This window comes from Frigoribacterium sp. Leaf8 (assembly GCF_001421165.1).
Lineage (GTDB): Bacteria > Actinomycetota > Actinomycetes > Actinomycetales > Microbacteriaceae > Frigoribacterium.
This window is the reverse complement of the sequence record NZ_LMKB01000006.1, coordinates 314,623-328,884: the sequence shown is the minus strand read 5'-3', so window position 1 is coordinate 328,884 and position 14,262 is coordinate 314,623. Positions and strand designations below refer to the sequence as shown.

Below are 14,262 nucleotides of genomic sequence, written 5' to 3'. Positions count from 1 at the left end.
ACTTCAGTCGCGGGAGATCCACGCCTCGACGTCGGCGACCGTGCGGGGGATGCCCACCGAGAGGTTCTCGGCCCCGTCGGCGGTCACGAGGATGTCGTCCTCGATGCGCACGCCGATGCCGCGGAACTCCTCGGGCACGGTGAGGTCGTCGGGCTGGAAGTACAGGCCGGGTTCGATCGTGAACACCATGCCGGGCTCGAGCACGCCGTCGAGGTAGAGGTCGCGACGGGCGGCGGCGCAGTCGTGCACGTCGATGCCGAGGTGGTGGCTCGTGCCGTGCACCATGTAGCGACGGTGGTACTGGTGGTCGGGCTGCAGCGACTCCTCGGCGGACACCGGCAGGAAGCCCCATTCGGCGGTGCGTTCGGCGATGACCTTCATGGCCGTCGCGTGGATCTCGCGGAACGCGATGCCCGGACGCACGATCGCGAACGCCGCGTCGGCCGCCTCGAGCACGGCTTCGTACACGAGACGTTGCACGTCGGTGAACCGGCCCGAGACGGGCAGCGTGCGGGTGATGTCGGCCGTGTAGAGGCTGTCGAGTTCGATGCCCGCATCGATCAGGATGAGGTCGCCGTCGCGGACGACGCCGTCGTTGCGGGTCCAGTGCAGGACGCAGGCGTGGTCGCCCGACGCGGCGATCGTGTCGTAGCCGACCGTGTTGCCGTCGGCGCGGGCCCGACGGTTGAAGGTGCCCTCGACGAGCCGCTCGCCGCGCGGGTGCGCAACGATGTCGTCGAAGTCGGCGATCACGTCGGTGAACCCCTTGCCCGTCACCGTCACGGCCTGACGCATCTGCGCGACCTCGTACGCGTCCTTGACGAGACGCAACTCGCTCAGGTCACGGGCCAGGTCGGCGGAGGTCGCCCGCTCGCGGGGGCGGTCGTCGTCGGAGGTCACGACGGCCGTCGTCCCCGCCGAGACGGGGGACTGTTCGGCGGCGGCCTCGATGACGGCGTCGAGACGGCGGGTCAGGTCGGGGTCGGCTTCGCGGACGACGAGGGTGCCGGCGTCGATCGTGCCGACCACGGCCTCGAAGTCGGCCAGGTCACGCGTGGCGAGACCCAGGTCGGCGGCGACCTGCGTCAACGAGGGGCGCGGGCCGATCCAGAACTCGCCGATCTCGGGGTTGGCGTAGAACTCGTCCGAGTCGCGCCCGGCGCTCGCCCGCAGGTACAGGGTGGCGTCGTGGCCCTCGGCCGTGGGCTCGAGCACGAGCACCGAGCCGGGCACGGTGTCGGAACCCCAGCCCGTCAGGTGCGAGAACGCCGAGTGCGCACGGAAGGGGTAGTCGCAGTCGTTGGACCGGACCTTGGCGGAGCCGGCCGGCACGACCAGGCGGGTGCCCGGGTGCAGCGCGGACAGCCGCTCGCGACGGTCGGCGGCGAACGGCGCCTGCTCACGCGGCTCGGGGAGGACGTCGGGGCGGTCGGCCCACTGCGACGAGATGTAGTCCTTGAACGTGTCCGACCCGGGGGTGGTGGAGCGGTTGGTGGTCGCGCGCGGCGCCTTCTGATCTGCCATGCCCACCATTCTCCCGCCAAACGGGCCGGACGCCCAGTCGGTGGGCTCAGGCTCCCGTGCGACTGAGCTGGGCGACGACCGCCCGGTGGTCGCTGCCGGCGTCGTCGAGCTCGGTCACGACCCGGAAGCCGGTCGGCAGCCACTGCTCGGTGGCCATGACGTGGTCGATCGGCGCACCGAGGAGGGGAGGGACGTCGGTCGGCCAGGTCCCGACGCCGGCGTTCGCGGTCGCCTCGGCGGCATCGCGGCAGGCGCCGAGCGCCCCACCGTCGGTGCCGAGCCCGGCCATGTGGTCGAGGGTGGCGTTGAAGTCACCCGCCATGATCACGTCCCCCGACCGGCAGACGTCGGCGAGGTACCCCAGGCCGGCACGCCACTGCCCCATGTGCTCGGGCGTCGGCGACACGGGATGGGCGGCGACGATCGTGGGGCCCTCGCCCGACACGGGTGTCGCGACGACCGTCGGGAGGACGGGCGTCGTCCGTGCGTCGGTGGTGCCGTCGTCACCGATCGCGACCTGGTAGTCGCCCAGTGCGGCACTGATCAGGAGGGTCGTCGAGCGGCCGCTCGCGATCTGGTCGTAGGCCACCGTGTGCACCCACATGGGCTTGCCGGCGGCGGCCATGGCCTCGGCGACGGCGACGCCGACCTCCTGGCGGGTCTCGGGCAGGGCGATCACGTCGGCACCGACCTCGGTCGCGAGGGCGACGACGGCGTCGGCCCCGGTCGCCGCGCCGAGGGTGTTCCACGACAGGACGGTGACGTCGGTGGGCGTCTTCTCGACGAAGTCGGTGCGGCCCAGGCCGCGAGCCGTCACGACGCCCGCCGAGAGGACGCCGAACACGAGCAGCAGCACGGCCGCGCTCGCCGTGAGGGACCGGATCGGCCGCGCGACCAGACCGAGCACGAGCAGCAGCACCATCAGGACGATCGCGACGGCCCCGGCGACGAGGCGGAACGACACCACCTGACCGACCGGGAAGACGCGCTGCAGCCCGACGGCCTGGGGCCAGAGGGCGACCAGGAGCACGGCGGCAACGGCGAGGACGAAGACGAGGGCGACGAGACGACGGATCATGGCCCCTGGAGCCTAGGGGAACCCCCGACCGCACGTCGGGCGCCGCACGGACGGCTCGGATGCGCGCCGCCTACGATGGGGGGATGCCCACGCGCCTGGTCGACCTGCACACTCACTCGAGCGTGTCGGACGGCACCGAGGCGCCCGCCGCGCTGGTCGCGTCGGCCGTGCGCGCGGGGCTCGACACCGTCGCCCTGACCGACCACGACAGCACGGCCGGGTGGTCCGAGGCCACGGCCGCCGTCGCCGGCACCGGTCTCACCCTCCTCCCCGGCATGGAGCTCAGCACCCGGCTCGGACTGAACAGCGTCCACATGCTCGGCTACCTCTTCGACCCCGCCCACCCGGGCCTCGTCGCCGAGACGGCCCGCCTGCGCGACAGCCGTCTGCACCGGGCCGAGCGCATCGTCGAACGCATCGCCGCCGACTACGACCTCACCTGGGGCGACGTCCTCGCCCAGGCCAGCTCGGGGGCGACCCTGGGACGGCCGCACATCGCCGACGCCCTCGTCGCCAAGGGCTACGCGCCCGACCGCAGCGCCGCCTTCGCGGGCATCCTGCACTGGCGGTCCGGGTACTACGAGCCGCACGAGGCACCCAGCCCCCTGATCGGCGTCCGCCTGATCCGGGAGGCCGGGGGCGTCCCCGTCATCGCCCACCCGGCGACGCGGGGTCGCGAGCCGAACGTCTCCAGCGAGGGTTTCGAGGCCCTCGTCGACGCCGGCCTGCTCGGCGTCGAGATCGACCACCGCGAGAACACCTCGGCCGGTAAGGTGCGGTTGCTCGAGCTCGCCCGACGGTACGACCTCATCGTGACCGGGTCGAGCGACTACCACGGCGACGGCAAGCCCAACCGGTTGGGTGAGAACACCACGGCTCCCGGACAACTCGACCGGATCGTCGACGCGGCGACCGGGTGGGTGCCCGTCCGGGGCTGAACCGGCCCGCGCCTCCTCGTCCGGACGGCTCCCTGCCGGGCGATGACGTGCCGGACGGCGGCGTTCCGGACGGTGACGTGCCGGACGGCGACGTGCCGGACGCACGAGACCCCCTCGCCGCGGACGGTCGAGGGGGGTCTCGTGCTGGATCGGTCGTCAGCCCTGCGGCTGTGACGACGAGTCGCCGGCGGGACGACGGCGACGGTTGCGGCTGCGCTTGCGCGGGGCCTCACCCGTGACCTCGCCGGCCGGAGCCGCCGCGTCGGGCGCCTGTGCGGCGCCGCGGCCCGTGGTCGAGGGCTCACCGGAGGCCCGCACGGGAGCGTCGCCACGACCGCGACCGCGACCCCTGTCACGATCGCCCTGGGGGCCGCCGGTGCGCTCGCGCGAGCCGACCGAACCCGCCTTGACAGCCGACAAGGAGCTCGCGCGCAGGCGTCCCTTCGTCCCGGCGGGGATGTCGAGGTCGGCGAAGAGGTGCGGGCTCGACGAGTAGGTCTCGACCGGCTCGGGCTGGCCCATGTCGAGGGCCCGGTTGATCAGGGCCCACTTGTGCAGGTCGTCCCAGTCGACGAACGTCACGGCGATGCCGGTCTTGCCGGCGCGGCCGGTACGGCCGGCGCGGTGCAGGTAGGTGTCGTGGTCGTCGGGCACGGTGTGGTTGATCACGTGCGTGACGTCGTTCACGTCGATGCCTCGGGCCGCGACGTCGGTCGCGATCAGGATGTCTTTCTTGCCCGCCTTGAACGCGGCCATCGCGCGCTCGCGCTGCTCCTGGTTGAGGTCACCGTGGACGGCCGCCGCGTTGAAGCCGCGGTCGTTCAGCTCTTCGACGAGCTTGGCGGCCGCGCGCTTGGTCCGGGTGAAGACGACGGTCTTGCCACGCCCCTCGGCCTGGAGGATGCGCGCGATCACCTCGTCCTTGTCGAGCGAGTGGGCCCGGTAGACGACGTGCTTGATGTTCGCCTGCGTGAGGCCCTCGTCGGGGTCGGTCGCGCGGATGTGGATCGGCTTCGACATGAACCGGCGTGCCAAGGCCACGATCGGGCCGGGCATGGTCGCCGAGAACAGCATGGTGTGACGGGTGGCCGGCACCTGCTGGAAGATCTTCTCGATGTCGCTGAGGAAGCCCAGGTCGAGCATCTTGTCGGCCTCGTCCAGCACGACCTCTTGCACCTCTTTGAGGTTCAGGAGGCGCTGGCCGGCCAGGTCGAGGAGGCGCCCGGGGGTGCCCACGACGATCTGCGCGCCGGCCTTGAGTTGCTCGACCTGGCCCTCGTAGGCCTTGCCGCCGTAGATGCTGACGATCTTGGTCGCCCGGTTCGAGGTGGCGAGCTCGAGGTCGTCGGCCACCTGGACGCAGAGTTCGCGGGTCGGGACGACGACGAGCACCTTGACGCCGGGGGCCGGGTCGAGGCCGATGCGCTGGATGATCGGGAGGCCGAAGCCGAAGGTCTTGCCGGTGCCCGTCTTGGCCTGGCCGATGATGTCCTGCCCGGCGAGGGCGAGGGGGATGGTCTGCGTCTGGATGGGGAAAGGTTCGAGGATCCCCTTCGACGCCAGAGCGTCGACCATGTCGGGGTCGATCGCGAGGTCAGTGAATGTCAAAGTGTTGCCCTGTCTCATATAGGGGGATGCGTCGAGTTTAGCCCGTCGCGACGGGCGGCCCCTCGGACCCCGTAAGATGTGGGCGTGGTGTCCTGGCCCGGTCGAGGTGCGAAACGCGGCGTCCCGTCCCTGCAGTGGCCGCGGCCCGCGGCGAAGCCGACCCCCGCGGCCCGGGTCGAGCTCGACCAGTTCACCCCCGACCTGTTGGTCTTCCTGGGGCACGCGGCCTACCTCGAACTCGCGCTCTTCGAGACGCTGGGCCGCTCGTCGGCCTTCGCCCCCGACGTCCGTGCGAAAGAGACCACCGGCCGCATCGCCGAGACGACCTTGGCCCGACACCGCGGCCTGGTGGCCGAGATCGAACGGTCCGGCCACGACGCCACCGAGTCGATGGAGCCCCACATCGCCGCCATCGACGAGTTCCGGGCCCGGACCGGAGGCACGGACTGGTACGAGGCGATCGTCGCGGACTACGTCGCGGCCGGCCTGCTCAACGACGTCTTCGTGCGGTTGGCGGCCGGACTGCCGGCGGACCACCACAAGCGGATCGTGGCGGTGCTCGAGGCCCACGACGACGCACCGCTCGTGGTGCGAGAACTCTCCGCGGCCATCGAGGCCGACCCGCGGCTCGCGTCACGGCTGGCCCTCTGGGGGCGCAGGTTGGTGGGAGACACCCTGTTGGTCGCTCGCGCCGCGGTGTCCGCGTCGCACGTGTCCGCCGACGACGAGCGTCTCGAACCCGTCTTCACAGAACTCATCGCCGCCCACACGCGCCGCATGGACGCCCTCGGACTCACCGCCTGAGCGCTGACCGCTGGTAGTCCTCCGGCTGGCGGGACTGTTCTCGGCGACCTGGCGTGGCCGCCCTGGGCGACCGGCCGTGCATCGAGGGCATGGCGGAGGCGCGGCGTCAGGAGGCGGAGCGCACCAGGCGGGCGAAGTGCTCGCTGTCGTGAGCCCGGCGGCGAGCCGCCGCGACACGGCAGACCACGAATGCGACGACGGCGGGAAGGACGAGTGCTGCCACCCAGATCCATCCGCCGTCGGCGGGCCATCCGGCCCAGGTCAGGACCTCCCACACGATCGCCGCCACGACGGCGCCGGACGCGGGCGCGAGCAGGACGCCGCGGGTGTCGCCGTCGGGCAGCGCGTAGTGGAGGACGAACCCGAGGATGGCGCCACCCAGGACGACGAAGAGGAGTTCCACGACTAGCTGACGAACCCGACCTTGCGGCTCTCTTCGCTGCCGACCTCGACGTAGGCGAGCGATGCGGTGGGGACCAGGTAGGTCTTGCCCTTGGAGTCGGCGAGGGTGACGTACGACTTGCCGCCGTCGAGCGCGTCGCCGACGACCTTCTCGACCTCGTCGGCGGTCTGGGCCGTCTCGAAGCTGATCTCACGGGGGCTGTTGGTGATGCCGATGCGAATGTCCACGAGGTCACGATATCCGACCTCGCCGTCCCGACTCTGCACGTTCTCTGTCGGCGCACACGGGGTGGCCCGTCGGGCCGTCGAGGGTCCACGCGACCGACCTCGATGTCGGTGCCAGCCGGTAGCGTCGGGACATGGCCTCGACCGTCTCACCGCCCCTCTCGAGTCCGGCCCGAGCCTCGGTGTCGCCGGTGCTCGACGACTCGCAGCGGGCCGTGCTCGACCTGGCCGACGGGCGATCGGCCGCGGTCCTGGGTGCTCCGGGCTCGGGCAAGACCCGGACGCTCGTCGAGTTCGTGGTGGACCGCGTCGAAGGGCGCGGTTGGGGTCCGGCCGCCGTCATGGTGCTCGCACCGACGCGCTCGACGGCGACGACGCTCCGTGACGTCATCGCGTCGAGGCTCACCGTGCCGACTCCGGGGCCCCTGGCCCGCACCGTCTCGTCCCTGGCGTTCGACGTGGTCGGCCATGCGGCGCGGCTCGTCGGCCTGCCCGCGCCGACCCTGCTGACGGGCGGTGACCAGGACAGCATCGTCCGTTTCCTCCTCGAGGGGCACGAGGTCGACGGCACGGGTCCGTCCTGGCCCGAGGGGCTCGGCCCGACCGTTCGTCGACTCCGCGGCTTCCGCACCGAACTGCGCGAAGTCCTCATGCGGTCGACCGAGCATCGCATCGGGTCCGAGGGGCTCCGACGAGCCGCCGAACGGGCCGACCGGCCCGAATGGGCGGCGGTGGCCGACTTCCGCGACGAGTACCTGAGCGTCCTCGACGCGGCGCGGGGGCAGCACCTCGACTCGGCGGACCTGGTCGACTACGCCGTCGCCGCCCTCGACCGCGGCGAGACCTCCCCGGTCGTCGAGGGGCTGCGGGTCGTCCTCGTCGACGACGCGCAAGAAGCGACCGAGTCGACCCTGGCGCTGCTCCGCGCCCTGACGCGGCGGGGTGTCGCCGTGGTCGCGTTCGGCGACCCCGACCTGTCCACCAGCGCGTTCCGCGGGGGCACGCCCGACGTGCTCGGTCGTCTCGGCCCTCGGCTCGGCCTGTCCGACGTCGAGACCCTGTACCTCTCCACGGCCCACCGGCACCAGCCTCCGTTGCGCGATCTCGTGCAGCGGGTCACCTCGCGCATCGGGACGGCCGGCGCCGGTCGCCAGCACGCCGCGGTGGCGGCTCCGGCGATCGAGCCCTCCGAGGCCGGGGGAGCGGCGGACCCGGTGGCGGTCCCGATCGTGACCGTCCGGGCCGACAGCCCGAGCCACGAAGTGGCGTCGGTGGCCCGCCTGCTGCGCGAGCACCACCTGGTCCGCAGGGTGCCGTGGTCGCGCATGATGGTCGTCGTCCGCAGCGGTGGGCAGGTGGCCGGAGTCGCCCGGGGGCTGCAGCTCGCCGAGGTCCCGACCCGCACCTCCGTCGCCGGACGCGCCGTGCGCGACGAACACGCGGCCCGCCACCTGTTGCTCGCCGCCGCCGTCGCCGTCGGTCGCGACGAGCTCACCGTCGAGCTCGCGACCGAGCTGCTGCTGGGGCCGCTCGCCGGCTTCGACGCGTTGTCGCTCCGACGCCTGAGGCTCGCCCTGCGAGCCGACGAGCTCGGCACGGGCGGCGTCCGCTCGGCCGACGACCTGCTCGTCGAGGCGCTCGAGGGGGCCGGTCGCTTCGTCACGATCGACTCGAGGTTCGCGGCCCGAGCCGGGCGTTTCTCCACCAGTCTCGACGCGGCCCGTCGTGCAGCCGCGACCGGCGCCAGCATCGAAGAGGTGCTCTGGGGCCTCTGGGAGCGCAGCGGACTCGCGGCCGAGTGGTCGGCCCAGAGCGACGGTCGCGGCATCGTGGCCGCCGAGGCGGACCGTCACCTCGACGGTGTCGTCGCCCTGTTCACGGCCGCCAAGCGCTTCGTCGAACGCACCCCCGAGGCACCCGCCGGTGCCTTCCTCGACTCGCTTCTCGGGGCCGAGGTGCCCGAGGACACCCTCTCGCCGCAGGCGACGGCCGAGACCGTGTTGGTGTGCTCGCCGTCGAACGCCGTGGGCATCGAGGTCGACGTGGTCGTCGCCGCTCGGCTGCAGGACGGCGTGTGGCCGAACCTCCGGGTCCGGGGCGGGCTGCTCGCCCCCGACGAGCTGGTCGACCTCGCCGAGCGCGGCCTGCTCCGCGGCGGTCCGATGGACGACCACGACCACGACGACGAGCCGGCAGCCCCCTCCGACGCGCGGGCCACGGTGCTCTCCGACGAGCTGCGCATGTTCGCCCTCACCGTGTCGCGGGCCACCCGACAGGTCGTGCTCTCCTGCACCTCGAACGACGACGAGGGGCCCTCGCCGTTCTTCCGGCTGCTGCCCGACGGCTGCCCCGAGGCACCCGCCGGGCACCCCCTGTCGCTTCGAGGACTCGTGGGGCACCTCCGTCACGTGCTCGTCTCGGCGCCTCACGGACCACGGGCCGACGACGCGGTCGAGGCGTTGGCCCGACTCGCCGGCGAAGGCGTGGCGGGGGCGTCGCCGGACGACTGGTACGGGTTGCTCGACCCCAGCACCGTCGAGCCGCTCATCGACCTGGAGGCTCCCGAGGCCCACGTGCCGGTCTCGCCGTCGCAACTCGGGTCGTTCGAGGAGTGCCCCCTGCACTGGTTCGTCGACCGGTTCGGCGGGTCCCCTCCCAACGCGGCGATGGGTCTCGGCACGGTGCTGCACGACGTGATGGAGCACGCCGAGGGCACCGACGTCGACTCGCTCTGGCAGTCGGTCGAGGGGCGCTGGCCCGAGCTCGAGTTCGAGTCGGCCTGGATCGCTGAGGCCGAGAAACGCCGGGCGCGCGACATGACCGAGAGCCTCTCCTCCTACCTGCGGGACTTCGAGGCGTCGGGCGGGAGCCTGCTCGGCGCCGAGTCCACCTTCAGCCTCGACATCGGGCCGGCACGTCTGCGCGGGTCCATCGACAGGGTGGAGCGCACCCGCGAGGGCGCCGCCGTGATCGTCGACCTCAAGACGGGCCGGTCGGCCCCGACGTCGCCCCAGGCCGTCGCCGAACACCCCCAGCTGGGCAGCTACCAGGTCGCCCTCGCCGACGGTGCCGTCGAGGCCGTGCCCGAGGGCACACCTCCCGGCGGGGCGAAGCTCGTGATCGTGTCGTCGGGCGTCCGGGGCAAGCTCTACCGGGAGCCCGCCCAGGGGGCGTTCGACGACGACCGACTCGCGGCCTTCCGTGCCCGGGTCGTCGACGCGGCCGAGCACATGGCGGGCCGGGTGTTCGTGGCCCGCCTCGACGACCACTGCGAAGGGCGGCACGGCGGATCGTGCCGCATCCACGTGGTGGGCGAGGTGAGCGGCTCGTGACGGCCGGAGGCCGCGCCGCCGACGGGGGTGGCGCCGCGGGCACGCGTGACGGGGTGGACGGTCGTGGCGTCGACGGCACGACGCGCGCCTCCTCGTCCCGGCTCGGAGCAGCCGAGATCTCCGAGGCGCTCGGGCTTCCCACGCCGACCCCCGAGCAGCAAGCCGTCATCGAGGCCCCTCTCGAACCCGCCCTGGTCGTCGCGGGCGCCGGCAGCGGCAAGACCGAGACCATGGCCAACCGCGTGGTGTGGCTGCTGGCCAACCGTCTCGTCGGCGTCTCGCAGGTGCTCGGCCTGACGTTCACCCGCAAGGCCGCCGGCGAACTCGGTGAGCGGATCGAGCGGCGCATCGGCCAGCTCGCCGCCGTCGGACTGCTCGGCGACGAGGCCGATCCCTTCGACGTGCCCACCGTCTCGACCTACAACGCGTTCGCCAACGCGATCTTCCGCGACAACGCCCTGCGGGTCGGTCGAGAGAGCGAGTCGCAGGTGCTCGGCGATGCGTCCGCCTGGCAGCTGGCACGCTCACTCGTCGTGGGCAGCCACGACGAGCGCCTCGCCGGGCTCGGTCGAAGCGTCGACGGCATCACCGAGGCCGTCCTCCGCCTGAGCCACGCCCTCAGCGAGAACGTCACCGGGCCCGAGCCCGTGGCACACCTGGCCGACCGGTTCCTCGACCTCGCGAGTCTTCCGTCGACCAAGGGCAGCGCCTACAAGTCGGTCGTCGACGCCGTCGGCGCGGTGTCGGCGCTCCCGCCGCTGCTCGACCTAGCCGTGGCCTTCGCCGACGAGAAGGCCCGTCGGGGCCTCGTCGAGTACTCCGACCAGGTGGCCCTGGCCCTCGAGGTGTGCGACACGGCGCCGAACGTCGTGGCCGAGTTGCGCGACCGCTACCGCGTCGTGTTGCTCGACGAGTACCAGGACACCAGCGTCGTGCAGACCACCTTGTTGTCCCGCCTCTTCGAGGGCACCGGGGTGATGGCGGTCGGGGACCCCCACCAGTCCATCTACGGGTTCCGGGGTGCCAGCGCCGCGAACCTCGGACGGTTCCCGGTGGACTTCGGAGCCCGGCCCGATGCGGTGTTCAGCCTCTCGACCAGCTGGCGCAACGCGTCACGAGTGCTCGACGCCGCGAACACCGTCGTGGCCGAACTCGCGCGGTCCTCCGGGGCGGTCGTGGGCGAGCTGCGAGCCCGGCCGGGTGCGCCCGAGGGGCGCGTCGAACTGCTCTTCGACCAGACGCTGCCGGGCGAGGCCGACCAGGTCGCGGCCTGGCTGCAGAGCGAGCTGGCCGTGCCCACGATCGTCGACGGCGAGCCCGCCCGCCGAACGGCGGCGTTGCTCTTCCGATCGAAGAAGACCATGCCCGTCTTCGTCGAGGCCCTCGCCGCTCGCGGCGTCAGGTACCACGTGCTCGGCGTCGGTGGTCTCCTGCAGCGGCCCGAGGTCGTCGACCTCGTGTCCTGCCTCCGGGTGCTGCACGACCCGTCGGCCGGTTCCGAGGCGATCCGTCTGATGGCCGGTGCCCGATGGCGGATCGGCGTTCGAGACATCGCCCGGCTGCGCGACGTCGCCTCGTGGCTCTTCTCGCACGACCACGCCCAACAGCGCCTCGACGACGAGGTCGCCGCCGGGTTCCGGGCGTCGGTCGCCGCGGGTGAGCACGGGTCGATCGTCGACGCCCTCGACTTCGTGGCCACGGCGCCCGTCACGCATCGGCAGCTCTCCGAGTTCAGTGACGAGGGGCTCGTCCGCCTGAGGCGGCTGGGCTCGCAGCTCGCCTTCCTCCGCGCCCGCAACGGTCTCGATCTCGTCGACCTGGTCACGCTTGTCGAGCACGAGATGCTGCTCGACGTCGAGGTGGCGGCGGCTACCGGCGCGCCGTCGGGGGGCGCGTGGCTGCAAGCCTTCGAAGACGAACTGGCGGGGTACGTCGCGACCGACGAGAACGCCGGCCTCGGGGGCTTCCTGTCGTGGCTGGCAGCAGCCGAGCGGCGGGACGACATGGGTCCGCGGTCCGAGCAGGCCGAGCGGGGCACCGTCCAGCTCCTGACCATCCACGGCTCCAAGGGGCTCGAGTGGGACGTCGTCGCGGTGCCACGACTCGTCGAGGGCGAGTTGCCCGGCACCTCCCGCGAAGGCGTGGGGTGGCTCGGTTTCGGCGAACTGCCGTACGAGTTCCGCGGCGATGCCGCCGAGCTGCCCGTGCTCGGCTGGCGGGGCGTGGCCGACCAGAAGGAGTTCGACCAAGCGCTGAAGGCGTTCAAGGACGAGTTGATCGTCCGGCACCAGGCCGAGGAGCGGCGTCTGGCCTACGTCGCACTCACCCGGGCCCGTGACGCCCTGCTCGTGAGCGGCTCCTTCTGGACGAGTGCCGTCCGCCCCCGCCCTGCCAGCCGGTTCGTCGTCGAATTGGCCGAGCGTGGGCTCGTACCGACCGGAGACCTCCCCGAACGACCCGACGACGACGAGAACCCCCTGGCCGCCGCGTCCCGAGAGCTCAGCTGGCCGCTCGACCCCTTGGGGCAACGCCGCGCGGTGGTCGAGGACGCCGCTGCACGGGTCACCACGGCCGTCGACCGGCGCTCACGAGACGAGCCCGCCGACACGCAGCAGCCAGGCACCGCGTCGAGATGGTCGTCCGACATCGACCTGCTGCTGCTCGAGCGCGACGCCGCGCGAGCGGGCGCCGGGGCGGTCCCCCTTCCCCAGCGCATCCCGGCCTCGAGGTTCAAGGACTACGTCGACGACCCCGCCGCGGTCGCCGCCGCGCTCCGTCGTCCCCTGCCCGAACGGCCCTACCGGGCGACCCGCCTCGGCACGCTGTTCCACGAGTGGGTCGAAGAGCGCTTCCGGCCGACGGGTCGTGCCGAGACCCTCGACGCCTGGGGTGACGAGAGCGATCTCGACGACGAGCGGGTCGGCTCACCCGGGTCGGGGCCGATCGATCCCGACGACGCGAGGCGGTTCGAGCAGCTGGTGACGACCTTCGAGCGCTCGGCCTGGGCATCTCTCGAACCGACGGACGTCGAGCTCGAGATCCACCTCCCCTTCGGCAGTCGCACCGTCATCTGCAAGATCGATGCCGTCTTCGAACGCGACGGCCGGTTCGAGGTCGTCGACTGGAAGACGGGCAAGGCACCCACCGACGACGCCGACCTCGAGCTCAAGCAGCTCCAGCTGGCGCTCTACCGCGAGGCCTACGCGCGATTCAGGGGTGTCCCGGCGGACACGATCGACGCGGTCTTCTACTTCGTCGCCGACGACGTGGTGCTGCGGCCCCGGCACGTGGCCGACCGCGACGAGCTCGTCGAACTCTGGCAGCGGGTCGAGGCGTCGACTCAGACGTGACGGCGCTCGGTGGCCTCGAGCAGGTCCTCGACGCCGTCCACGTCCAAGGCCGCGGTCGAGCCCGAGCCGATGCCGGCCCGTCGGTCACCGGGCAAGGAGTCGACCAGCTTCGTCATCATCTCGACGGCGTCGTCGACCACCGACGTGTTCTTGGTGCCGGTGCCGTGCAGCAGCCACTTCGCCAGGTCGAGTTCGCGGTAGAGGGTCGCCCGGTGCCGCAGCTGGTGGTCGCTCGTGCCGCGAGCGGTGTTGTAGGCGTCGAACGCCGTGTCGACCGCCGTCGGGCTCGGGGCACCCAGCAACCAGGCGAGGTCACGGGCGGGGTCACCGACCTGGAGGTCGTGCCAGCCGAGCACACCGCTGACCGTGTCGCCGAGGACGAGCACCGAACCGGCGTCGAGGGAGCCGTTGACGACCGTGGGCTGGAACTGCCACAGCACCGAGTCCTGGATCGCGGCTTCCCATCGCTCGAGCAGCGCGGCCGGCAGGAGGCGGGTCGAGGCCGCACGATCGACCAAGGCCGCCGACGAGCGCATGGCCTCGAACGGGGTGTGACTGATCAGGCCGGCGTCGGTCACGAAGCTCGTCGGCAGCGAGTGGATCGCCGCCACGGCACGGCCGAGTGCCGTCGGGAGGTCGCTGGTGGCGGTCAGTCGCGAGATCGACAGGTGCTCGCCGGGGACGACGTCGTAGACGATGCCGCGTGTGCGGCCGATCGGGGCCTGACCCCGGTAGGCCGGCACGTCGAACGAGAGCCGCCCTCGGACCCCTGCGCTCAGGGCACGGAGGGCGACGAGGTCGGCCGACTGCTCGGCCTCGGCGCGTTGCGAGCGAGGGACGCGGACGATGCAGTGCTCTCCGCCACGGCCGTCGACGAGTGCGGAGTCGAAGTCGCCACCCGTCTCGCTGCCGTGGCGTGACGCACGCGTGACGTCCAGGTCCGCGACGGCGGCCGTGGCCAGCGCGGCTAGAGTGAGATGAGATCTGGCCATGCCCTCAGG

General features: G+C 72.4%; 10 protein-coding genes. 4 read left to right on the top strand and 6 right to left on the bottom strand.

The window, feature by feature from the left end; all coding sequences use genetic code 11:
• Positions 1-3 precede the first annotated feature (3 nt).
• Both ASL10_RS13060 and ASL10_RS13055 read right to left on the bottom strand, forming a co-directional pair.
• Entirely contained in the window at positions 4-1,524 is a 1,521-nt protein-coding gene (locus ASL10_RS13060; RefSeq protein ID WP_056049190.1) for an aminopeptidase P family protein, read from the bottom strand.
• Between the two features lie 46 nt (positions 1,525-1,570).
• Complete coding sequence (locus ASL10_RS13055) at positions 1,571-2,602, bottom strand: endonuclease/exonuclease/phosphatase family protein (protein WP_056048651.1); 1,032 nt, start codon at positions 2,600-2,602, stop codon at positions 1,571-1,573.
• Positions 2,603-2,685: 83 nt separating this feature from the next.
• Here ASL10_RS13055 and ASL10_RS13050 point away from each other — a divergent pair, with 83 nt between their 5' ends.
• On the top strand, positions 2,686-3,540 hold the full coding sequence (locus ASL10_RS13050) for a PHP domain-containing protein (RefSeq protein ID WP_056048649.1): 855 nt from the start codon (positions 2,686-2,688) through the stop codon (positions 3,538-3,540).
• Between the two features lie 156 nt (positions 3,541-3,696).
• Here ASL10_RS13050 and ASL10_RS13045 read toward each other — a convergent pair whose 3' ends face one another.
• The gene (locus ASL10_RS13045) at positions 3,697-5,148 is read right to left on the bottom strand and encodes a DEAD/DEAH box helicase (protein WP_056048646.1); all 1,452 of its coding nucleotides are present in this window, start codon (positions 5,146-5,148) and stop codon (positions 3,697-3,699) included.
• A gap of 84 nt (positions 5,149-5,232) precedes the next feature.
• Between ASL10_RS13045 and ASL10_RS13040 the strand changes: the two genes are divergently transcribed.
• On the top strand, positions 5,233-5,952 hold the full coding sequence (locus ASL10_RS13040; protein ID WP_082460613.1) for a ferritin-like fold-containing protein: 720 nt from the start codon (positions 5,233-5,235) through the stop codon (positions 5,950-5,952).
• A 106-nt stretch (positions 5,953-6,058) separates the two neighbouring features.
• Here ASL10_RS13040 and ASL10_RS13035 read toward each other — a convergent pair whose 3' ends face one another.
• Positions 6,059-6,355 carry a hypothetical protein gene (locus tag ASL10_RS13035; protein WP_056048642.1) on the bottom strand — a complete coding sequence of 99 codons (297 nt, stop codon included), beginning with the start codon at positions 6,353-6,355 and terminating at the stop codon, positions 6,059-6,061.
• 2 nt (positions 6,356-6,357) lie between these two features.
• Positions 6,358-6,582 (bottom strand): DUF3107 domain-containing protein, encoded by a 225-nt coding sequence (locus ASL10_RS13030; RefSeq protein WP_043595511.1) that lies wholly within the window; start codon positions 6,580-6,582, stop codon positions 6,358-6,360.
• Positions 6,583-6,713: 131 nt separating this feature from the next.
• Here ASL10_RS13030 and ASL10_RS13025 point away from each other — a divergent pair, with 131 nt between their 5' ends.
• Both ASL10_RS13025 and ASL10_RS13020 read left to right on the top strand, forming a co-directional pair.
• On the top strand, positions 6,714-9,911 hold the full coding sequence (locus ASL10_RS13025) for a UrvD/REP family ATP-dependent DNA helicase (protein WP_056048639.1): 3,198 nt from the start codon (positions 6,714-6,716) through the stop codon (positions 9,909-9,911).
• Positions 9,908-13,261, top strand: coding sequence for an ATP-dependent DNA helicase (locus ASL10_RS13020; RefSeq protein WP_082460571.1), 3,354 nt, complete (start codon positions 9,908-9,910; stop codon positions 13,259-13,261). The genes ASL10_RS13025 and ASL10_RS13020 overlap by 4 nt, the downstream gene beginning before the upstream one ends.
• Here ASL10_RS13020 and ASL10_RS13015 read toward each other — a convergent pair.
• Positions 13,252-14,253, bottom strand: coding sequence for a phosphotransferase (locus ASL10_RS13015; RefSeq protein ID WP_056048636.1), 1,002 nt, complete (start codon positions 14,251-14,253; stop codon positions 13,252-13,254). The two genes, ASL10_RS13020 and ASL10_RS13015, sit on opposite strands and share 10 nt — an antisense overlap.
• Between the last annotated feature and the right edge of the window lie 9 nt (positions 14,254-14,262).

Excerpts from the sequence above, each read along its gene's own strand:
- ASL10_RS13060 (WP_056049190.1), bottom strand. The coding sequence starts at position 1,524 with ATGGCAGATCAGAAGGCGCCGCGCGCGACCACCAACCGCTCCACCACC.
- ASL10_RS13055 (WP_056048651.1), bottom strand. The coding sequence starts at position 2,602 with ATGATCCGTCGTCTCGTCGCCCTCGTCTTCGTCCTCGCCGTTGCCGCC.
- ASL10_RS13050 (WP_056048649.1), top strand. The coding sequence starts at position 2,686 with ATGCCCACGCGCCTGGTCGACCTGCACACTCACTCGAGCGTGTCGGAC.
- ASL10_RS13025 (WP_056048639.1), top strand. The coding sequence starts at position 6,714 with ATGGCCTCGACCGTCTCACCGCCCCTCTCGAGTCCGGCCCGAGCCTCG.
- ASL10_RS13015 (WP_056048636.1), bottom strand. The coding sequence starts at position 14,253 with ATGGCCAGATCTCATCTCACTCTAGCCGCGCTGGCCACGGCCGCCGTC.